At 59.5% G+C, this 18,353-nt stretch carries 20 protein-coding genes; 9 read left to right on the forward strand and 11 right to left on the reverse strand.

Going from position 1 to position 18,353, the window contains the following annotated elements; translation table 11 throughout:
- Positions 1 to 12 precede the first annotated feature (12 nt).
- The 6 genes from hisB to KGB18_RS05290 all read left to right on the forward strand — a co-directional run bounded on the left by hisB (position 13) and on the right by KGB18_RS05290 (position 3,891).
- The gene (hisB, locus tag KGB18_RS05265) at positions 13 to 606 is read left to right on the forward strand and encodes an imidazoleglycerol-phosphate dehydratase HisB (protein WP_007939452.1); all 594 of its coding nucleotides are present in this window, start codon (positions 13 to 15) and stop codon (positions 604 to 606) included.
- Entirely contained in the window at positions 606 to 1,244 is a 639-nt protein-coding gene (hisH, locus tag KGB18_RS05270) for an imidazole glycerol phosphate synthase subunit HisH (protein ID WP_223569493.1), read from the forward strand. Before hisB ends, hisH begins: the two co-directional genes overlap by 1 nt.
- The gene (locus KGB18_RS05275) at positions 1,245 to 1,502 is read left to right on the forward strand and encodes a DUF2164 domain-containing protein (RefSeq protein ID WP_008024930.1); all 258 of its coding nucleotides are present in this window, start codon (positions 1,245 to 1,247) and stop codon (positions 1,500 to 1,502) included. It abuts the gene before it with no gap.
- A gap of 42 nt (positions 1,503 to 1,544) precedes the next feature.
- A complete protein-coding gene (hisA, locus tag KGB18_RS05280) occupies positions 1,545 to 2,282 on the forward strand; it encodes a 1-(5-phosphoribosyl)-5-[(5-phosphoribosylamino)methylideneamino]imidazole-4-carboxamide isomerase (RefSeq protein WP_123721632.1) in 738 nt (245 codons plus the stop codon).
- 9 nt (positions 2,283 to 2,291) lie between these two features.
- The gene (hisF, locus tag KGB18_RS05285; protein WP_007897430.1) at positions 2,292 to 3,062 is read left to right on the forward strand and encodes an imidazole glycerol phosphate synthase subunit HisF; all 771 of its coding nucleotides are present in this window, start codon (positions 2,292 to 2,294) and stop codon (positions 3,060 to 3,062) included.
- A gap of 73 nt (positions 3,063 to 3,135) precedes the next feature.
- Positions 3,136 to 3,891: a substrate-binding periplasmic protein gene (locus KGB18_RS05290; protein WP_223569494.1), complete on the forward strand. Its 756-nt coding sequence runs from the start codon at positions 3,136 to 3,138 to the stop codon at positions 3,889 to 3,891.
- A 3-nt stretch (positions 3,892 to 3,894) separates the two neighbouring features.
- Here the strand turns inward: KGB18_RS05290 and KGB18_RS05295 are convergent, their stop codons facing one another.
- The 5 genes from KGB18_RS05295 to gpmI form a co-directional block, all read right to left on the reverse strand.
- Complete coding sequence (locus tag KGB18_RS05295; protein WP_223569495.1) at positions 3,895 to 5,133, reverse strand: trypsin-like serine peptidase; 1,239 nt, start codon at positions 5,131 to 5,133, stop codon at positions 3,895 to 3,897.
- 104 nt (positions 5,134 to 5,237) lie between these two features.
- Positions 5,238 to 6,035 carry a divergent polysaccharide deacetylase family protein gene (locus KGB18_RS05300; RefSeq protein WP_201061497.1) on the reverse strand — a complete coding sequence of 266 codons (798 nt, stop codon included), beginning with the start codon at positions 6,033 to 6,035 and terminating at the stop codon, positions 5,238 to 5,240.
- A 1-nt stretch (position 6,036) separates the two neighbouring features.
- A complete protein-coding gene (locus KGB18_RS05305) occupies positions 6,037 to 7,356 on the reverse strand; it encodes a S41 family peptidase (RefSeq protein ID WP_123721628.1) in 1,320 nt (439 codons plus the stop codon).
- 31 nt (positions 7,357 to 7,387) lie between these two features.
- Positions 7,388 to 8,686, reverse strand: coding sequence for a murein hydrolase activator EnvC family protein (locus KGB18_RS05310; protein ID WP_123721627.1), 1,299 nt, complete (start codon positions 8,684 to 8,686; stop codon positions 7,388 to 7,390).
- 252 nt (positions 8,687 to 8,938) lie between these two features.
- Entirely contained in the window at positions 8,939 to 10,468 is a 1,530-nt protein-coding gene (gene gpmI, locus KGB18_RS05315) for a 2,3-bisphosphoglycerate-independent phosphoglycerate mutase (protein WP_123721626.1), read from the reverse strand.
- Positions 10,469 to 10,620: 152 nt separating this feature from the next.
- On the opposite strand from gpmI, the gene KGB18_RS05320 reads away from it, so the two are divergent.
- Genes KGB18_RS05320 through secB form a run of 3 tightly spaced genes read left to right on the forward strand, consistent with a single transcriptional unit; the run spans position 10,621 to position 11,831 of the window.
- Positions 10,621 to 11,034, forward strand: a complete 414-nt coding sequence (locus KGB18_RS05320) for a rhodanese-like domain-containing protein (RefSeq protein ID WP_123361124.1) — start codon at positions 10,621 to 10,623, stop codon at positions 11,032 to 11,034.
- Between the two features lies 1 nt (position 11,035).
- Positions 11,036 to 11,290: a glutaredoxin 3 gene (gene grxC, locus KGB18_RS05325; RefSeq protein WP_007939440.1), complete on the forward strand. Its 255-nt coding sequence runs from the start codon at positions 11,036 to 11,038 to the stop codon at positions 11,288 to 11,290.
- Between the two features lie 55 nt (positions 11,291 to 11,345).
- Positions 11,346 to 11,831 (forward strand): protein-export chaperone SecB, encoded by a 486-nt coding sequence (secB, locus tag KGB18_RS05330; protein ID WP_007897410.1) that lies wholly within the window; start codon positions 11,346 to 11,348, stop codon positions 11,829 to 11,831.
- Between the two features lie 164 nt (positions 11,832 to 11,995).
- Here the strand turns inward: secB and KGB18_RS05335 are convergent, their stop codons facing one another.
- From KGB18_RS05335 to KGB18_RS05365, 6 genes are all read right to left on the reverse strand, one after another.
- Positions 11,996 to 12,451 (reverse strand): tRNA (cytidine(34)-2'-O)-methyltransferase, encoded by a 456-nt coding sequence (locus tag KGB18_RS05335; protein WP_007949025.1) that lies wholly within the window; start codon positions 12,449 to 12,451, stop codon positions 11,996 to 11,998.
- A 1,131-nt stretch (positions 12,452 to 13,582) separates the two neighbouring features.
- A complete protein-coding gene (gene ntrC, locus KGB18_RS05345; protein WP_007897405.1) occupies positions 13,583 to 15,019 on the reverse strand; it encodes a nitrogen regulation protein NR(I) in 1,437 nt (478 codons plus the stop codon).
- Positions 15,016 to 16,101, reverse strand: coding sequence for a nitrogen regulation protein NR(II) (gene glnL, locus KGB18_RS05350; protein WP_038978561.1), 1,086 nt, complete (start codon positions 16,099 to 16,101; stop codon positions 15,016 to 15,018). The genes ntrC and glnL overlap by 4 nt, the downstream gene beginning before the upstream one ends.
- 451 nt (positions 16,102 to 16,552) lie before the next feature.
- Positions 16,553 to 17,155 (reverse strand): DUF4124 domain-containing protein, encoded by a 603-nt coding sequence (locus KGB18_RS05355; protein ID WP_263292191.1) that lies wholly within the window; start codon positions 17,153 to 17,155, stop codon positions 16,553 to 16,555.
- Positions 17,152 to 17,667: a DUF4124 domain-containing protein gene (locus tag KGB18_RS05360; RefSeq protein ID WP_223569496.1), complete on the reverse strand. Its 516-nt coding sequence runs from the start codon at positions 17,665 to 17,667 to the stop codon at positions 17,152 to 17,154. The genes KGB18_RS05355 and KGB18_RS05360 overlap by 4 nt, the downstream gene beginning before the upstream one ends.
- 92 nt (positions 17,668 to 17,759) lie before the next feature.
- Positions 17,760 to 18,308, reverse strand: coding sequence for a chorismate mutase (locus KGB18_RS05365; protein WP_123721620.1), 549 nt, complete (start codon positions 18,306 to 18,308; stop codon positions 17,760 to 17,762).
- Positions 18,309 to 18,353: the final 45 nt, after the last annotated feature.

The raw sequence follows: 18,353 nt of genomic DNA on the forward strand, positions 1-18,353 counted from the left end.
GCGGAGCTGGTGATGGCCGAACGTATGGCGTCTGTCGAGCGCGACACTCTGGAAACCCAGATCAAAGCCTCGATCAACCTGGATGGCACCGGAAAGGCCCGATTTGATATCGGTGTACCTTTTCTTGAGCACATGCTGGACCAGATCGCCCGTCACGGGCTGATCGACCTGGATATTGTCAGCAAGGGCGACCTGCATATCGACGACCACCACACGGTGGAAGACGTCGGTATCACCCTGGGTCAAGCCTTCACCAAAGCCATCGGCGACAAGAAAGGCATCCGTCGCTATGGCCACGCCTACGTGCCGCTCGATGAAGCGCTGTCGCGTGTGGTGATCGACTTCTCCGGCCGTCCTGGCCTGCAGATGCATGTTCCTTATACCCGCGCTACCGTCGGCGGTTTTGACGTTGACCTGTTCCAGGAATTTTTCCAGGGCTTCGTCAATCACGCCAACGTCACCCTGCACATCGACAATCTGCGTGGGCACAACACCCACCACCAGATCGAGACCGTGTTCAAGGCTTTCGGCCGCGCCCTGCGCATGGCCGTAGAGCTGGATGACCGCATGGCCGGTCAGATGCCGTCGACCAAAGGCGTTCTGTAATGCAGACGGTCGCGGTTATCGATTACGGCATGGGCAACCTGCACTCGGTGACCAAGGCTCTCGAGCACGTCGGTGCCGGCAAGGTGCTGATCACCAGCGATGCCGATGTGATTCGCGAAGCCGATCGCGTGGTATTTCCCGGCGTGGGTGCGATTCGCGATTGCATGGCGGAGATCCGTCGCCTGGGCTTCGACTCGCTGGTGCGTGAAGTCAGCCAGGACCGTCCGTTCCTCGGCATCTGCGTGGGCATGCAAGCCTTGCTCGACAGCAGTGAAGAGAACAACGGCGTGGACTGCATTGGCTTGTTTCCGGGCCAGGTGAAGTTCTTCGGCAAAGATTTGCACGAAGACGGCGAACACCTGAAAGTCCCGCACATGGGCTGGAACGAAGTGAAGCAGACGGTAGAACACCCGCTGTGGCACAACATTCCGGACCTGGCGCGTTTCTACTTCGTGCACAGCTACTACATCGCTGCCGGCAATGCGCGGCAGGTGGTGGGTAGCGGTCACTACGGTGTCGATTTCGCCGCAGCGCTGGCCGACGGCTCGCGTTTCGCCGTGCAGTTCCACCCGGAGAAGAGCCATACCCATGGCCTGCAATTACTGCAGAACTTCGCCGCGTGGGATGGTCGCTGGTAAATGGCCGTCAAGAAGAAGCCGCCGATCCTGACCCTCACTCCCGAGCAGGAGAACGAGGCCAATCACAAGATCAAACGCTTCATGGAAGATCGCTTCGAACTGGACCTGGGTTCGTTCGAAGCGGCTGAAATCCTTGAGCTGTTTACCCGCGAAATTGCTCCGCACTATTACAACAGGGCGATTTTCGATGTGCAGACGCACCTCAAAGAGAGGTTCGAAAGCATCGAAAGCGACCTGTGGGCGCTCGAGAAAAACTGATTTCCGAGCGAAGCTGAATACTCGAATTTGAAGGTTTGCCAGATGCTGATTATTCCCGCTATCGATCTCAAAGACGGTGCCTGTGTTCGTCTGCGCCAGGGCCGCATGGAAGATTCCACGGTGTTCTCCGATGACCCGGTGAGCATGGCTGCCAAGTGGGTGGAAGGCGGTTGCCGCCGTCTGCATCTGGTCGACCTGAACGGTGCTTTCGAAGGCCAGCCGGTCAACGGCGAAGTGGTCACCGCCATTGCCAAGCGCTATCCGAACCTGCCGATTCAGATCGGCGGCGGTATCCGCTCCCTGGAAACCATTGAACACTACGTGAAAGCGGGCGTGAGCTACGTGATCATCGGCACCAAAGCCGTGAAAGATCCGGCTTTCGTTGCTGAAGCCTGCCGCGCGTTCCCGGGCAAAGTGATCGTCGGCCTGGATGCCAAAGACGGTTTTGTCGCCACCGACGGCTGGGCTGAAATCAGCACCATCCAGGTGATTGACCTGGCCAAGCAATTCGAAGCCGACGGCGTGTCCGCGATCGTTTATACCGACATCGCCAAAGACGGCATGATGCAGGGCTGCAACGTTACGTACACCGCCGCCCTGGCTGCTGCGACGAAGATTCCGGTGATCGCTTCAGGCGGTATCCACAATCTGGGTGACATCAAGTCGCTGCTCGACGCCAAGGCGCCAGGCATCATCGGCGCCATCACCGGCCGGGCGATTTACGAAGGCACCCTCGATGTCGCCGAAGCGCAAGCTTTCTGCGATTCGTACAAAGGCTGAGGACTCACCATGGCGCTGGCCAAACGCATCATCCCTTGCCTGGACGTGGATAACGGCCGGGTGGTCAAGGGCGTCAAGTTCGAGAACATTCGCGATGCCGGCGACCCGGTGGAAATCGCCCGTCGTTATGACGAGCAAGGTGCCGACGAGATTACCTTTCTCGACATCACCGCCAGCGTCGACGGTCGCGACACCACGCTGCATACCGTCGAGCGCATGGCCAGCCAGGTGTTCATCCCGCTGACCGTGGGTGGCGGCGTGCGTACCGTGCAGGACATTCGCAACTTGCTCAATGCCGGTGCGGACAAGGTCTCGATTAACACCGCTGCGGTATTCAACCCGGAATTCGTCGGCGAAGCGGCCCAGCATTTCGGCTCGCAATGCATCGTCGTCGCCATCGACGCGAAGAAGGTTTCCGGTCCGGGCGAAACCCCGCGCTGGGAAATCTTCACCCACGGTGGTCGCAAGCCAACCGGCCTCGACGCCGTTGAGTGGGCGAAGAAGATGGAAGGCCTCGGTGCTGGTGAAATCCTGCTGACCAGCATGGACCAGGACGGCATGAAAAACGGCTTCGACCTGGGCGTCACCCGCGCCATCAGCGATGCGCTGGGGATTCCGGTGATCGCGTCCGGCGGTGTTGGCAACTTGCAGCACTTGGCCGACGGCATCCTCGAAGGCCACGCCAGCGCGGTGCTGGCGGCGAGTATTTTCCACTTCGGCGAATACACCGTGCAGGAAGCCAAGGCTTACATGGCTCATCGCGGCATCGTGATGCGCTAAACAGTACAGGCCAGTGGACAGTATGGCGGGCTCAAGGCACTCTTGGGCACGCCATGGATTCCGGTAGCCCGACATGCTTAAACGTCTTCTTCTTGTCCTCGCCAGCGCTTCTCTGTTGCTCATCAACGGAGCTCACGCCGAAGAAAATCCCGGCACTGGTCTGGTGTTGCTGACGGAAAACTTCCCGCCGTACAACATGGCCAAGAACGGCAAAAATTTCGCTCAGGACGAGAACATCAACGGCATTGCCGTGGACATTGTCCGTGAGATGTTCAAACGCGCCAATATCACTTACAGCCTGACGCTGCGTTTCCCTTGGGAGCGAATCTACAAACTCGCCCTGGAAAAGCCTGGTTATGGCGTGTTCGTGATGGCGCGGTTGCCGGACCGCGAGAAACTCTTCAAGTGGGTCGGCCCTATCGGCCCGGACGACTGGATCCTGCTGGCCAAGGCCGATAGCAAGATCACCCTCGAGTCGCTGGAGCAGGCGCGCAAATACAAGATTGGGGCTTACAAGGGCGATGCGATTGCCGAGACACTGGCCAAGCAAGGACTGAAACCGATTGTTGTGCTGCGGGATCAGGACAACGCCAAAAAACTGGTCAATGGCCAGATCGATTTGTGGGCCACCGGTGACCCGGCAGGCCGCTACTTGGCGCGTCAGGAAGGCGTGAACGGGCTCAAGACAGTGCTGCGTTTCAACAGCGCCGAGTTGTACCTGGCGCTGAATAAAGACGTACCGGACGAAACCGTCGCCAAGCTGCAAGCCGCACTGGATCAACTGCGCAAGGAAGGCGTGGTTGACGAGATCATGGGGCGCTATCTGTAGCAATTACCTTGATGTGGTCTGAAGCGTGGCGTCCGGCGTCGCGCTCAAGTACACGGCACTTGTAAACACGTTATTCAACGTCGCTCTTGTCAGCTGCTGTTCCCCTGAGGCGACGCCGATAATGCACAGTGCATGTGCGCCGCTTTGTGGCCCGATTTCAGTATTGATGTAAGCATCTTCAGCGCTGGTGGCGGCGCTGTAATTGTCGGGGGCCTCGCAGTCCCTGGCGTTATGGACCGTTTTATAGCGATAGAAGGGTGCCTCGAGGGAAAACCTGAAATCCCACGTAGGCAATACGATCTGCCCCTCCGCATTTTGCGTTCTATGAACGTATGACTTGAGCTTCCAGGGCTCAGTGACAGTCAGCTCGACCGGCTCCAGCGAACAGTCCGCCCCATCGCTGGTGAAGACACCGTCAATAAAGCACTTGTGCAGAAAGTTGGCCGAGTAGCTGTAGTTGAAACGGGCTGCCTTGCAAGACGTCGAGTGCTCACAATCGGACAGCGCTGGTGTATTGCGGGAGGCCATGACTTTACTGACGATGCCGGTGATTTCGTTGGTGCGGCGATTCAGCATCGGGCTACCGGAGCCGCCAGCGTAAAGGTCGCAGCTGTTTTTCATGGCTAAAGGGAACACCCCGGGATGATCGATGAACGTTCCGGCGGTTTGTTCAGCACAGGCGCTCAATCGAAGCCCCTGTTCGGTAAAGCCGCCCGGCGCGCCAATGTTAAGCGCATCCTGACTCTCGTAGGTTTGATGGGACGCCAGCTTGAGCGGGTTGACCCCGGCCTGTATCAGCGACGCCAATGTCGCGTCGACCTCGAGTACTGCAAGATCGGTCCCGACCAGGCTGCTCCATCGGGCAGTCCGTATGGCGTAACGGCGCTTACGCTGTGGCATGTCATGAAAGTAGTGGAAGGTGACGCTGGCTTTCAAAGGCAGATTGGTCCGCGCCGAACCGTACTCAAAGAGCACGCAATGACCGCTGGTGAGCAGGTAAGCAGGGCCAGTGGCTCGACCTTGCCTGTTTCGCGTATCCAGTAGAACGGCGCTGCAGGTCTCGCCCGATTGGAGACTGAGTCGTCCCACGCCGCTCCAGATTTCATAAAAATGCTCACTGTTTTGCAGGGCTCTTGAAGGGGAATCGTTGATGGCTCCTTCGCCCAAATCGCGGGCTTGCACCGCGGGAATAGCCAGCAGGCCAATCAGGCCGGCGAAGCAAAAGAAGCTGAGATATTTCATGTCCATTCCTTGGTGATGAAATTCGGGGTGAGCGCTATCGTGGCACGCGTCTGTGTGCCGACAGGTATAAATAGTTATCGCGAAATGGAGTGGGCCGCGAGAAATTACCGGGCGGTCGGGAGGTGGTACTGACCATCCTTGCCGTGCGCTGCCGTTGCACGATTGCCGCGCACGCTGATCATCTGTTTGATATCGATCCAGTCAATGCCCTGAGCCTTGAGTTTGGGCAATTCACGTTCAAGCACCGCCAATGTCTGCGGATACGGATGCCCGATCATCACCGCAGAACCTTGCTTTCGCGCCAGGCTGATAGCCGTCTGTAGCTGAGTAAAAATCGCGGCTTCAGTGGGCTCGTCATCCAGGAACACATCCCGCGAAACGCTCGCCAGACCAATCTTCTGCGCTTCGGCGGCCGCCACGGTTTGCGCGCTGGTGCGGCTGTCGACGAAGAACTTGTGCCGACGTTGCAAGTCCGCCATCAGCCAAGCCATGGCCGGTTGCTGAACGGTCATGCGGCTGCCCATGTGGTTGTTGATGCCAGCGGTATACGGCACAGCCTGGAACGCCGCGTTCAGGCGCTTTTCGAGCTCTTCGATGGGCAACTCGGGATGCCAGGCAAACGGCCCGGTGGCAGGGTCCATGGGCATGTGAAGGATGACGATCTTGCCGGCGCGATGGGCTTCGTGGGCGAATTCGGTGGCATGGGGTGTGTCGGGCATGATTGCCGCGGTGACCGGGCCGGGCAGGGCCAGCACGCGGCGATCCCGGGGCAGGTTCTGCCCCAGGTCATCGATGATCAGGCTCAGATAAGCCTTGTGAGGTGTGGCCGCTGTTGTGGCTGGCGCCGCGTGAGCGACACCCGCCAGACAGCACAGCAGACAGAGGAGCAACCGCAGGCGCATCTCAGCGGCCGGAGGTGATGCTCAGCCCTTTGAGCAGGCTCAGGGCCTGGGCCAACTGGTAATCGTCATCCTGCGGCATGGCCTTGGCTTTGCCAGCGGAACCGGTCGGTTTGTCGGCGCCGCCGTTACCGTTGCCCAGGTGACCTTGCAGATCGGCTTCCTTGAAGTATTCGCCGTCCTGCTCGTTGGTGATCTTGGCCTTGCGCACTTCGATGTCCGGGACGATGCCCTGCGCCTGAATCGAGCGGCCGTTCGGCGTGTAGTACAGCGCCGTGGTGATTTTCAGTGCACGTTCGTTGTTCAGCGGCAACACGGTCTGGACCGAGCCTTTGCCGAAACTGGTGGTGCCCATGACCACTGCGCGTTTCTGATCCTGCAGGGCGCCAGCAACAATTTCCGAGGCCGAGGCGCTGCCGCCGTTGATCAGTACGACCAATGGCACGGCTTCGCTTTCGTCCTTGCCGGTGGCGGAGAAGCGCAGTTCGGAGTTGGCGATACGGCCCTTGGTGTAGACAATCAGGCCTTTGGTGATGAAGTGGTCGACCACTTCCACCGCCGATTGCAGCACGCCGCCCGGGTTGTTACGCAAGTCGAGGACGATGCCGCTGAGCTTCTTGCCGTTGTCCTTGCGCAGCTTGGCCAGGGCCTTGGAGACCTCTTCACCGGTCTTGACCTGGAACTGGGTAATGCGGATGTAACCGTAGCCGGACTCCAGCAGCTGGCTCTTCACGCTTTTCACTTGAATGATGGCGCGGACCAGGGTCACGTCGAATGGTGCACCGCCATCGCGTACCAGGGTCAGGGTGATTTTCTGGCCGATCTTGCCGCGCATCTTGTCGATGGCTTCGGTCATGCTCTGGCCGCGAGTCGGCTGGCCGTTGATCTTGACGATGAAGTCGCCGGCTTGAATTCCAGCCTTGGAGGCCGGGGTGTCATCGATGGGCGAAACCACTTTGATGAAGCCATCTTCGGCGCCGACTTCGATGCCCAGGCCGCCGAATTCGCCGCTGGTGCTTTCCTGCAATTCAGCGAAGTCTTCCGGGCCCAGGTAGGCGGAGTGCGGGTCGAGGTTGCTGAGCATGCCTTTGATGGCGTTTTCCAGCAGGGTCTTGTCGTCCACCGGCTCTACATAGGCTGCCTTGATCCGGTCCATGACTTCGGCAAAGGTGCGCAACTCGTCCAGCGGCAATGGCGCCTTGGTGGTCGCAGCGGTGCCGGCAGGTGCGACCACCGGAGCCGGTTGAGCGGCAAACGCCAACGGAGCGCCGATCACCAGGGCAATCGTCAGGGCCAGCGAGGTAAGGCGGGACAAATACAGCATGTCGAACGAACTCCTGAAGTAGATGGCGTGCTTATCCTTGCGCACGGCACCATTGCGCCGGATCACTCGGGTGACCCTGCTGACGAATAGCAAAATACAGCGCTGGTGTGTCCTGCCCCCCACTGCTACCGACAGTGGAGATGGACTCACCGGCTTTTACCACGTCACCCGCAGACTTGAGCAGCGTCTGGTTGTGACCGTAAAGACTCAAAAAACCGTTGCCGTGGTCGAGAATCACCAACAACCCGGCGCCCCTCAGCCAGTCGGCAAACACCACGCGGCCGCCGTGAACGGCATGCACCTGGCTGCCGGCGGAGGCGCTGATCATCACGCCGTCCCATTTGGTGCGGGCATCGTCGCCACGGCTTTCACCGAAGCGCGCCAGCAGTCGACCATCAACCGGCCATGGAAGTTTGCCGCGAGTGGAAGCAAAGGGGCCGCCAAAGGTTTCGCCTGAACTTGAAACCAGTGCGCCGGGTGTCGATTTAACGGGTTTGCGTGGGGCGTCGGTTGTCTCTGCATCTGCAGCAGCCTGAGCCTCACGTAAACGCTTTTTTTCGGCTTCCTGCTGGGCGATCAGCGCTTTTTGCCGCGCTTCTTCTGCCTCTCGGGCCTGACGGGCCAGGGTTTCTTCAATGGTTTTAAGGACTTTAGACAGATCTGCCTGATCCTGCTCGCGCGCCGCCAGTTTCTGGTCGCGGGCTTTCACATCGTCGTTGAGCTTGGCCAGGACTTGCTGACGCTCCTGGCGGACCTTGTCGAGTTCGTCGCGCTGGCTGTCGAGGCTGCTTTTCTGCACCAGCAATTGCGCTTGCTGCAGGCCGATGTCTTTCTCGACATTGGCCAGTTGGCGCAGGGTTTCATTGAAATTCTTCAGCTGCTCCAGGCGGGCCTGGCTCAGGTAGTCGTAATAGGTGAGGGTGCGGGCGAATTTTTCCGGGTTCTGCTGGTTGAGCAGCAGCTTGAGGTACTCCTGACGGCCATTCTGATAGGCCGCGCGGGCCTGGATGGCGATCAGTCGTTGCTGTTCAATGCGCGCGCTCTGGAGTTTTTTTTTCTCACCATCGAGTCGCTGCAGCTCGGATTCGCTTTTCTTCAGCTCTTTTTGCAGGGCTTCGACCTGCTTCTCGAGCTTGCCCATCTCGGTTTCGGTGCCCTTGAGGTCTTTCTGCACCCCGGATTTTTCTTCCTGGAGTTTACCCAGCAGTTTCTTCAGCTCGGCAATGTCCTGACGCGTGGCGTCCAACTGTTGTTGGGTTTGCGTGCGCTCGTCGGCAAAGGCCGGTTGAAGCAGGCAAGTCAGGGCAAGGGCTATCAGGACGCGAAGCATAGAGGCGGGCGACACCAGGGAAAGGGACGGCCTAGTATGCCCGCCAAGCGCAGCAAAAAAAATGCCCAATTGGGGTTGTGTGATAACTGGAGTGGGGTTCAGGGGTAATTAGTCTTCGAAACCACCACAAACCACTGTGGGAGCGGGCTTGCCCGCGATGGCGTCCTGACATTCAACATAGAAGTTGGCTGTCAGATTGCTATCGCGGGCAAGCCCGCTCCCACAGGGTGTGGCGTCGTCAGATGGATCTGATCAGACCAGAATCGAAGTCCCGGTCATCTCCGCCGGCTTCTCAAGCCCCAGCAACATCAGCATGGTCGGCGCGACATCCGCCAGCACGCCACCGCCGCGGACCTTGAAGTCACGCTTGCCGACATAGATGAACGGCACTGGCTCGGTGGTATGCGCGGTGTGCGCCTGGCCAGTGGATGCGTCGGACATTTGCTCGACGTTGCCGTGGTCAGCAGTAATCAGGGCTTCACCGCCGACTTTTTCCAGCGCATCGACAATACGGCCGACACACAGGTCCAGGCATTCAACCGCTTTAACTGCCGCGTCGAACACACCGCTGTGGCCGACCATGTCGCCGTTGGCGTAGTTGACCACGATCACGTCGTAACGCTGGTTTTCAATGGCTTCGACGATGCGGTCGGTGACTTCCGGGGCACTCATCTCGGGCTGCAAGTCATAAGTGGCGACTTTCGGCGACGGGATCAGGATGCGTTCTTCGCCCGGGAACGGTTCTTCGCGACCGCCAGAGAAGAAGAAAGTCACGTGGGCGTACTTCTCGGTTTCGGCGATGCGCAGCTGCGTCTTGCCGTTTTTCGCCAGGTAGTCGCCCAGCACGTTGTCCAGGCTGCTCGCGGCGAAGGCCGACGGCGCGGGGATGCTGGCGGCGTATTGGGTCAGCATGACGAAACCGGCCAGTTTTGGCTGGCGAGCACGTTCGAATTCCTTGAAATCGTCTTCGACGAACACGCGGGTCAGTTCGCGGGCACGGTCGGCGCGGAAGTTCATGAAGACTACGGCGTCGCCGTCTTCGACTTTCACCGGTTCGCCGATGGAGGTGGCTTTGACGAATTCGTCGCTCTCGCCACGCTCGTAAGCGGCTTGCAGGCCTTCCTGTGCGGTGGCGGCATTGAATTCGCTGCTGCCATCGACAATCAGGTTGTAGGCCTGGGACACGCGATCCCAACGGTTGTCGCGGTCCATGGCGTAGTAACGGCCAATGATGCTGGCGATCCGGCCTTTGCCGAGGGCTTCGAAGGTCGCGTCCAGCAACTCGATCGACGACTGGGCGCTTTTCGGTGGCGTATCGCGGCCATCAAGGAAGGCGTGCAGGTAAATTTTCTCGGCGCCGCGCTTGTAGGCCAGTTCAGCCATGGCGACCAGGTGGTCCTGGTGGCTGTGAACGCCGCCATCGGACAGCAGGCCCATGAAGTGCACGGCTTTGCCGGCAGCAACGGCTTTATCCACCGCGGCGCAGATGGTCGGGTTCTCGAAGAACTCGCCGTCGCGGATCGCTTTGGTCACACGCGTGAAGTCCTGGTACACCACGCGGCCGGCGCCAAGGTTCATGTGACCGACTTCGGAGTTGCCCATCTGGCCGTCCGGCAAGCCGACGTCCATGCCGCTGCCCGAGATCAGGCCATTTGGCACAGTGGCCCACAGGCGGTCCAGTACGGGCTTCTTCGCCGCAAAGATGGCGTTGGATTCAGGGCTCTCACTGTGACCGAAGCCGTCGAGAATAATCAGGACCAAAGGTTTAGGCGTCGTAGTCATGGATTCCACTCGTGGCTGAATTAAAAGAGGCGATGGAAAAGGGAGTGGCAGTTTAAAGCGAAGTTCCGGCGCCGTCACCGCCGGACGGGGTTTGGCCCACCATAGTGGCTGTGTATACTGGCCGACATTTTAACGCCCTGGAACCTCCTTCGATGGTTGCTCACCTGATTGAATTTGCCACTAACCACTATTTGCTCGTCGGTATCTTCGTCGTACTGCTGGCGTTGCTGATCGCTTATCAGATGCAGGGCGGCGGCCGCAGCCTGAGCACCGGTGAACTGACCGGGCTGGTTAACAAGGACGCAGGCGTGGTGATCGACATCCGTCCGATCAAGGATTTCACCGCCGGTCACATTGTTGGCGCGTTGAATATTCCTCACGACAAACTGACCGCTCGCGTCGGCGAACTGGAAAAGCACAAGGCCAAGACCATTATCCTGGTTGACGCCATGGGCCAGACTGCCGGCACTCATGCCCGCGAATTGATGAAAGCCGGCTTCACCGCCGCCAAGCTGTCCGGCGGTATTTCCAGCTGGAAAGCCGACAATCTGCCGCTGGTGAAGTGATATGAACAACGTCGTCGTCTATTCCAGCGATTACTGCCCTTATTGCTCGCGAGCCAAGTACCTGCTCGAGAACAAAGGCGTAGCCTTCGAAGAGATCAAGGTCGATGGCAAGCCGCAGGTGCGTGCCGCGATGGCTCAGAAGGCCGGGCGTACGTCCGTGCCGCAGATCTGGATCGGCAGCACCCACGTTGGCGGCTGTGATGATTTGTTTGCCCTGGAGCGCGCCGGCAAGCTCGACGCCATGCTCAAGGCCTGACTGCCTTACTTGAAATAGCCAACCCTACAAGACCCGAGATCAGAAAGGATCTGAGATGACTGACCAACAGAACACTGCAGCTAGCGAAGAAGAAACCGCACCGCAATTCTCCTTGCAGCGCATCTACGTACGTGACTTGTCCTTCGAAGCCCCGAAAAGCCCGGCGATCTTTCGCCAGCAGTGGGAGCCAAGCGTTGGTCTGGATCTGAACACCCGTCAGAAGGCTCTGGAAGGCGACTTCCACGAAGTCGTGCTGACCCTGTCGGTCACCGTGAAAAACGGTGAGGAAGTGGCGTTCATTGCTGAAGTGCAACAGGCCGGGATCTTCCTGATCAAGAACCTGGACGATGCTTCGATGAGCCACACCCTGGGCGCGTTCTGCCCGAACATCCTGTTCCCGTACGCTCGCGAAACCCTGGACAGCCTGGTGACCCGCGGTTCCTTCCCGGCCCTGATGCTGGCCCCGGTGAACTTCGACGCGCTGTACGCACAAGAGCTGCAACGTATGCAGGCGGCTGGCGAGACTCCAACCGTTCAGTAAAAAGAAGCTTCGTTTGCTCCATGAAAAAAGCGCCGTTGAAGGCGCTTTTTTCGTGGAGCAAACGAAACCTTCGAGTAGGAGCTGCCGAAGGCTGCGATCTTTTGATTTTGATTTTTAAGATCAAAAGATCGCAGCCTTCGGCAGCTCCTACGGGGGCGTGTCCCTTACTTGAACCCGAGCTGGCGCCAGCCTTCATACACCGCGACGGCCACGGTGTTGGAGAGGTTCAGGCTGCGGCAGCCTTCGCGCATCGGCAACCGCAGGCGTTGTTCGCCGGGCAGAGCGTCGAGCACCTCGGCCGGCAAGCCGCGGCTTTCCGGGCCGAACAGGAAGGCATCGCCCTCGGCGAAGCTGGCGTCGTGAAATGGCCGCGAGCCCTTGGTGGTAAAGGCGAACAGCCGTGGATGACCGAGGCTTTCCAGGCAGCTGGCGAGGTCTGCGTGGCGTTGCAGGGTGGCATACTCGTGGTAATCGAGGCCGGCCCGGCGCAGACGCTTGTCGTCCATCTCGAAGCCCAGCGGTTCGATCAAATGCAGGTGGCAGCCACTGTTGGCGCACAGCCTGATAACGTTGCCGGTATTCGGCGGAATTTCTGGTTGGAAAAGGATGACGTGAAACATGCACGGCTCCGAAGGTAAAGATGACGGGCATTCTACGCCGCCAAAGGACCCTCGTTCGAAACTATTCCCGCGAGTGATGGCTTCGCTGGCGATTGTCGGGATGATGGTGGGCCTGATGATCGGTCGCCTGACCGCGCCCGACCCCAGCGTTTTGCAGCAGGTCGAGGTGACGGACGATGGGCTGGTGGTGTGGTTCAACAACGAACCCAAAACCCACGGCGAGATAGTCGACGGCAGCGTGGCGCTGTTGTTCGAGGCTGAAGGGAAGGCACAGAAAGGTCAGCTCAAGCTCAACGGCAGAGACGTGAACTGGCGAACGCGATTGAGTGACGGGGGATTGTTGCTGACGGTGGTGGCGGCCCGGCCGCTGCAGGGCGAGTGGGCCGGTAGCGAGGTCGATGACCGCTGGCGGCTGGAGATCCATCTCCGAGAGCAATAAAAGAGGGAATCCCCGGCCTGCCTGTACCAAGGTCCCCAAAACAGGAGGGCTCGCGCATCGCGGCGTGAGCCCGGTGTAAAGAGGGAATCCCCGGCCTGCCTGTACCAAGGTCCCCAAAACGGGAGGGCTCGCGCATTGCGGCGTGAGCCCGGTGTAAAGAGGGAATCCCCGGCCTGCCTGTACCAAGGACCCCAAAACGGGATGGGCTCGTCGCAATTGCGGTATGAGCCCGGTGTAAAGAGGGGAATCCCCGGCCTGCCTGTACCAAGGTCCCCGAAACTGGGTAGTGAATCGAATCACTGATTGGACTACTGCAGGGGGCGTGCCAGTTTTTAACAAGTTGAAACAGAAAGCCGCTGAGCAGCGCTGAGAGCCCCGTAATTCGGGGCTTTTGTGTTTCTGCGATATGGGTTTTCTTGCAAGTAGAGGCGGGATTTTGGATCGGTTGTCGTGCGCGATTGCGGGTCATGGTGCATTGGTGCGGTGCATTGAGCCCAAAATGTGGGAGCGGGCTTGCTCGCGAAAGCGGAGTGTCATTCAACATCAATGTTGAATGTGATGGCCTCTTCGCGGGCAAGCCCGCTCCCACATGGATTTGATGTCAGCCACAAAAAGACGGGCTTGGCACAAATCCTGTGGGAGCGGGCTTGCCCGCGATTGGATCTTGCGGTCAACGAAGAGCTAAAGGGTGTTTAACCCTCATCCCCCTCATCATCATCCCCACCATCAACCTTCATCCCCAATTCCTTGATCTTGCGCGTCAAGGTATTGCGGCCCCAACCCAGCAAAACGGCAGCATCGCGGCGGCGGCCGGCGGTGTGTTTGAGGGCGGTCTCGATCATGATCCGCTCGAAAGCCGGCACGGCACTGTCGAGCAGGCTCGACTGACCGCGAGCCAGCGCCTGATCAGCCCACTGACGCAACGCTTGCTCCCAGTTGGTCACCGGCGCCGAATCCTGCGGCAGGCTCAGCAGCTCTGGCGGCAGATCGCTGATGTGCACTTCGCGACCCGAAGCCATCACAGTGATCCAGCGGCAGGTGTTTTCCAGCTGACGCACGTTGCCTGGCCACGGCAGGTTCTTCAGGTATTCCTCGGTTTCGCTTTTCAGCAGCTTCGGTTCCACCGCCAGTTCTTGCGCGGCGCGGCTGAGGAAGTGCTTGGCCAGGGTCGGGATGTCTTCGCGACGGTCCGACAGCCGTGGAATGTGGATGCGGATTACGTTGAGGCGGTGGAACAAGTCCTCACGGAATTTTCCGGCATGCACCAGGGTTTCCAGATTCTGGTGAGTCGCGGCAATGATTCGCACATCGACCTTCACCGGCACATGACCGCCGACGCGGTAGAACTCACCGTCCGCCAATACTCGCAGCAAGCGCGTCTGGGTATCCGCCGGCATGTCGCCGATTTCATCGAGGAACAGTGTGCCGCCGTCCGCCTGCTCAAAACGCCCGCGACGCAGGTTGGCCGCGCCGGTGAATGCGCCTTTTTCATGGCCGAACAGTTCGGACTCCATCAGATCCTTGGGGATCGCCGCCATGTTCAGCGCAATGAACGGCGAGGCCGCCCGTGGGCTGTGACGGTGCAGGGCGTGGGCCACCAATTCTTTACCGGTACCGGATTCGCCATTGATCAACACGGTGATGTTGGAGTGGCTCAAGCGCCCGATGGCGCGAAACACTTCCTGCATCGCCGGCGCTTCGCCGATGATTTCTGGCGTACGGGTCAGGGCGACCGGGACTTCCAGGCCTTGTTGTTCCTGAGCGTGCTGGTTGGCGCGCTTGACCAGTGAAACCGCTTCATCGACATCGAACGGCTTGGGCAGGTATTCGAACGCGCCACCCTGATAGGACGCGACAGCGCTGTCCAGGTCGGAGTGCGCGGTCATGATGATCACTGGCAGCCGTGGGTGTTGTTCGCGAATCCGCGCCAGAAGGTCCAGACCGCTGGCACCCGGCATGCGGATGTCGGAGATGATCACGTCCGGCTGCTGGCGCGCCAGGCGGCTCATCACGCCATCGGCGCTGTCGAAGCTTTGCGTGGTCATGCCTTCCTGCTGCAAGGCTTTTTCCAGGACCCAACGGATAGAACGGTCGTCATCGACGATCCACACGGTTTCACTACGGCTCATGTCGATGTGGCTCCTTGTTCCAGTGGCAGAAAGATCGAGAACGTGGTGTGGCCTGGATGGCTGTCACATTCGATCAGGCCCTGGTGCTGGCTGATGATGTTCTGGGTAATGGCCAGGCCCAGCCCGGTACCGTCCGGGCGGCCGCTGACCATAGGGAAGAAGATGGTTTCTTGTAGCTCTGCGGGGATCCCCGGGCCGTTGTCGATGATTTCGATCTTGGTCACCAGGCGATGGCGCACGTGGCCGATGGTGAACTGGCGCATGGCGCGGGTACGCAAGCTGATGCGGCCAAGGCGCAGTTCGTTCTGGCTGCTGATGGCCTGCATCGCGTTGCGCACGATGTTCAGGACGGCCTGAATCATCTGTTCGCGATCAATCAACACATCCGGAATGCTTGGGTCGTAGTCGCGCACCAAAGTGATGCAGCCCTGACTCTCGGCCTCCACCAACTGACCCACGCGCTCCAGCACTTCATGGACGTTGCACATGGCCAATGACGGCAATTTGTTGGAGCCGAGCATGCGATCCACCAGATTGCGCAGGCGATCGGCTTCTTCAATGATGACGTTGGTGTAATCGCGCAGGCTTTCTTCCGGCAATTCACGGGCGAGTAACTGCGCCGCGCCGCGAATCCCGCCGAGAGGGTTTTTGATTTCGTGGGCGAGGCCGCGTACCAGCATCTTGCTGGTCTCCTGCTTCGACAGCTGCGCCTCTTCCTTGGTGATCCGCAGCAAGCGGTCACGCGGGTGAACCTCCAGCAACAGCAGTGTGGCGCCATTGCTCAGGATCGGTGTCACGGCGTAGTCGACGGTCAGGGTCTGGCCGGTGAGGGCGGTGAGCATCGCTTCGCGCTTGGTGAACGGGTGCGCCTGTTCGACTGCCTGACGCAGGGAATTCAGCGCCTCGGTGGATTCGGTGAACAACTCACTGATGAATTGCCCATGGCTACGCTGGCCGCTGATGGCCAGCAGCATTTCCGCCGCAGGGTTCATGTACTCAAGGCGCAGTTCGGCGTCGAGCAGAATGGTGGCGGTGGTCAGGTTGTCGAGTAGCAAGCGGTGTAGTGCGTCGCTAATGGTCATCAGGACCTCTTTTGGAGCAGGGCATGCGCATGAATAACGCGCCGATACGGGGAAAATGCAAAAACCAAACCAAGGCTCCGAAAAGAAGCGTTTAGAGCCTGAAACAGGCGTTTGACGCTCATTTGCGTGGCGTTCTGCCAGCTTTCGCGGGTACTTTCGAACCAAAATGGGTTGTGATGTGAGTACTGTGCACTCTATTGCACCAATATAGTGCGCAAACCTGAACGAAGTAAAAGAAGCTCGGGAGGTAATTCCAGTCTGTGCGCCAAGTGCAGAACCTGTGGCGAGGGGGCTTGCCCCCGCTCGGCTGCGAAGCAGTCGCAAATCCGGTGCATGCGGTGTGCCTGGCAGAACGAGGTTGCAGGTTTCAGGACTGCTTCGCAGTCCAACGGGGGCAAGCCCCCTCGCCACAGGTCTTGTGTCTGACGCGTGTTCGCTTAACTGACCGGCATCAGCGCCAGAAGGAGCTTTCTTCTTCGGGTTTGTCTTTGAGGGGGCATTCCGGCCGTTGGCCGTAGTCGGTGAGGACGCAGGGTTTGACCTGACGTTTCTGCGCGAGGGAAATGCGCTGCATGTGGAACGGTTGATTGGCTGTGCGTTCGACGGTGCGGCCCTGTTCGTCGAGGATTTCCACCGACAGGTGATGACTGCCGCGGTCGATGTTGCTCAGGGCGAACACCGGGCTCGGGCCGGGCTCGGCGGTGGGTTGGCCGTCCAGCAGCAGACGATAGCGATGACCCTGTTGCAAGCCGGGTTCGCTGGTAATGCTGACGATCAATTCACCGGCAGTGCTACGGATCGTGGCATCCGGCTCCGGCACCAGCACACGAAGCATGTCGTAATGAAACAGTGGTTTGGCTTTCGTGGCCGTCATTGGCGCGGCGCCGCTCGGCTTGGCCGACATTCGATTGCTGGTCGCCAGTGGTACACGCTTGGCATTACGGGTGCCCGGCTGATCGGTGAAGACCCGATTGCCCTGGGCGTCTATGTAGGTAAAAACCTCGGCCATTACCGGCAGGCTGATCAGCCATGCGACCAGCAGCCAGAACCTCAAGGCTTATGCACCCGTTGTACGGTGAGAGTCACGGTAGGGCTCTGCTGCACGACGTTTTGCCCATCGATCACCTGAACCGCGAGGCGGTGTTCGCCACGGTCGATGTTCACCAGTTGCAGAATCGGGACGTTGCTCGGTTGGCCGTAGGGTTGATCGTCCAGTAACAGCCTCAATCGATGAGCGCCTTGCAAGCGCGGTTGGATCAATACGCTAACCGTGAACGTGCCGTTGTTGGCGCGCAGTGCTTCTTCAGTGGGCAAACCAGTCAGTTCCAGCACCTGGTAGGCGCTGTTGGGCTGTTCACGGCTACTGGATTGCGCAGGCGCTACTGGCTCGCGTGGCGGTTGAAGCTCGACGCTGTTAAGCGGCGGCAACTCCACGGGTTGAGCTTTTACGCCATAAGGCGGTTGATTGCTGTACGCGGTGTTGCCGTTTGCGTCGGTGTACTTGTAGATCTGCGCGGCGGCGGGCAGGGCGATCAGCACAAGCAGGCATAACAACAATGAGCGCATTGCAGGCTTCCATTGGCCGTTGGGCAAGTGTCCGGCCCTGTTCCGTTCATGGCGACAGCATAGAGCACTTCAGCGCACGCCGGCAGACCGGCTCAGCGGCTGGCGCTGCACAACTCCGCGGTGGCGCGTATCTGGGCAAGCTTACGCAATGGCGCGTGGGTGCCGGTTTTATTGGCCTTGGCCAGCCAGGACGGGCACTGCGGGTCGTTGCGATAAGGGCTGAAATCGGCCAGTTGTTGCAGCAGGCGTTTTTGTAACTGATCAAGTTGTGGGCGGATCTGCCCGACGAGATCGGGGCGGGGATCGTTGGGCGCCTTGCCTTGCGCATGCCAGTCAGACAGGTGCGCGTATTGCACCAGTTTGTTGGCCTCGATCTGCGCCGAGAAGAACTGTTCGACGGCTTCATTGCTCAATTTATAGGCAGGTGCCAGGGCGACGGCGCCGGCAATGACTTCGCGCTCGCGCTGACGGTCTTCGACTGGTTTACCGCTGTCCCATTTGCTCAGCGCGACCTGATCGGCAATTGCCAGGCGTTCTTCGATGGTGCCAAGCAAGGGGGCGAGGGCGGCGGGGGCTGGGCTGGCAAAAGCGCTGTTGACCAGCAGGGTGGTGAGCAGGGCAAGGCATGGGCGTAGGCGCATTGGGCATCTCGGCTTTGTCGGATGAAGGCCATGATGCACGCAACC

Origin of the sequence: Pseudomonas sp. BF-R-26, from assembly GCF_019947395.1 — a bacterium.
Lineage (GTDB): Bacteria > Pseudomonadota > Gammaproteobacteria > Pseudomonadales > Pseudomonadaceae > Aquipseudomonas > Aquipseudomonas farris.

What these genes read in the sequence shown, in the direction of transcription:
- KGB18_RS05290 (WP_223569494.1), top strand. Translation starts at nt 3,136, where the DNA reads ATGCTTAAACGTCTTCTTCTTGTCCTCGCCAGCGCTTCTCTGTTGCTC.
- hisH (WP_223569493.1), top strand. Translation starts at nt 606, where the DNA reads ATGCAGACGGTCGCGGTTATCGATTACGGCATGGGCAACCTGCACTCG.
- KGB18_RS05295 (WP_223569495.1), bottom strand. Translation starts at nt 5,133, where the DNA reads ATGAAATATCTCAGCTTCTTTTGCTTCGCCGGCCTGATTGGCCTGCTG.
- secB (WP_007897410.1), top strand. Translation starts at nt 11,346, where the DNA reads ATGACTGACCAACAGAACACTGCAGCTAGCGAAGAAGAAACCGCACCG.
- KGB18_RS05320 (WP_123361124.1), top strand. Translation starts at nt 10,621, where the DNA reads ATGGTTGCTCACCTGATTGAATTTGCCACTAACCACTATTTGCTCGTC.
- KGB18_RS05300 (WP_201061497.1), bottom strand. Translation starts at nt 6,035, where the DNA reads ATGCGCCTGCGGTTGCTCCTCTGTCTGCTGTGCTGTCTGGCGGGTGTC.
- glnL (WP_038978561.1), bottom strand. Translation starts at nt 16,101, where the DNA reads ATGACCATTAGCGACGCACTACACCGCTTGCTACTCGACAACCTGACC.
- hisF (WP_007897430.1), top strand. Translation starts at nt 2,292, where the DNA reads ATGGCGCTGGCCAAACGCATCATCCCTTGCCTGGACGTGGATAACGGC.
- KGB18_RS05310 (WP_123721627.1), bottom strand. Translation starts at nt 8,686, where the DNA reads ATGCTTCGCGTCCTGATAGCCCTTGCCCTGACTTGCCTGCTTCAACCG.
- KGB18_RS05275 (WP_008024930.1), top strand. Translation starts at nt 1,245, where the DNA reads ATGGCCGTCAAGAAGAAGCCGCCGATCCTGACCCTCACTCCCGAGCAG.
- ntrC (WP_007897405.1), bottom strand. Translation starts at nt 15,019, where the DNA reads ATGAGCCGTAGTGAAACCGTGTGGATCGTCGATGACGACCGTTCTATC.
- KGB18_RS05365 (WP_123721620.1), bottom strand. Translation starts at nt 18,308, where the DNA reads ATGCGCCTACGCCCATGCCTTGCCCTGCTCACCACCCTGCTGGTCAAC.
- KGB18_RS05360 (WP_223569496.1), bottom strand. Translation starts at nt 17,667, where the DNA reads ATGCGCTCATTGTTGTTATGCCTGCTTGTGCTGATCGCCCTGCCCGCC.
- grxC (WP_007939440.1), top strand. Translation starts at nt 11,036, where the DNA reads ATGAACAACGTCGTCGTCTATTCCAGCGATTACTGCCCTTATTGCTCG.
- gpmI (WP_123721626.1), bottom strand. Translation starts at nt 10,468, where the DNA reads ATGACTACGACGCCTAAACCTTTGGTCCTGATTATTCTCGACGGCTTC.
- KGB18_RS05305 (WP_123721628.1), bottom strand. Translation starts at nt 7,356, where the DNA reads ATGCTGTATTTGTCCCGCCTTACCTCGCTGGCCCTGACGATTGCCCTG.
- hisB (WP_007939452.1), top strand. Translation starts at nt 13, where the DNA reads ATGGCCGAACGTATGGCGTCTGTCGAGCGCGACACTCTGGAAACCCAG.
- KGB18_RS05335 (WP_007949025.1), bottom strand. Translation starts at nt 12,451, where the DNA reads ATGTTTCACGTCATCCTTTTCCAACCAGAAATTCCGCCGAATACCGGC.
- hisA (WP_123721632.1), top strand. Translation starts at nt 1,545, where the DNA reads ATGCTGATTATTCCCGCTATCGATCTCAAAGACGGTGCCTGTGTTCGT.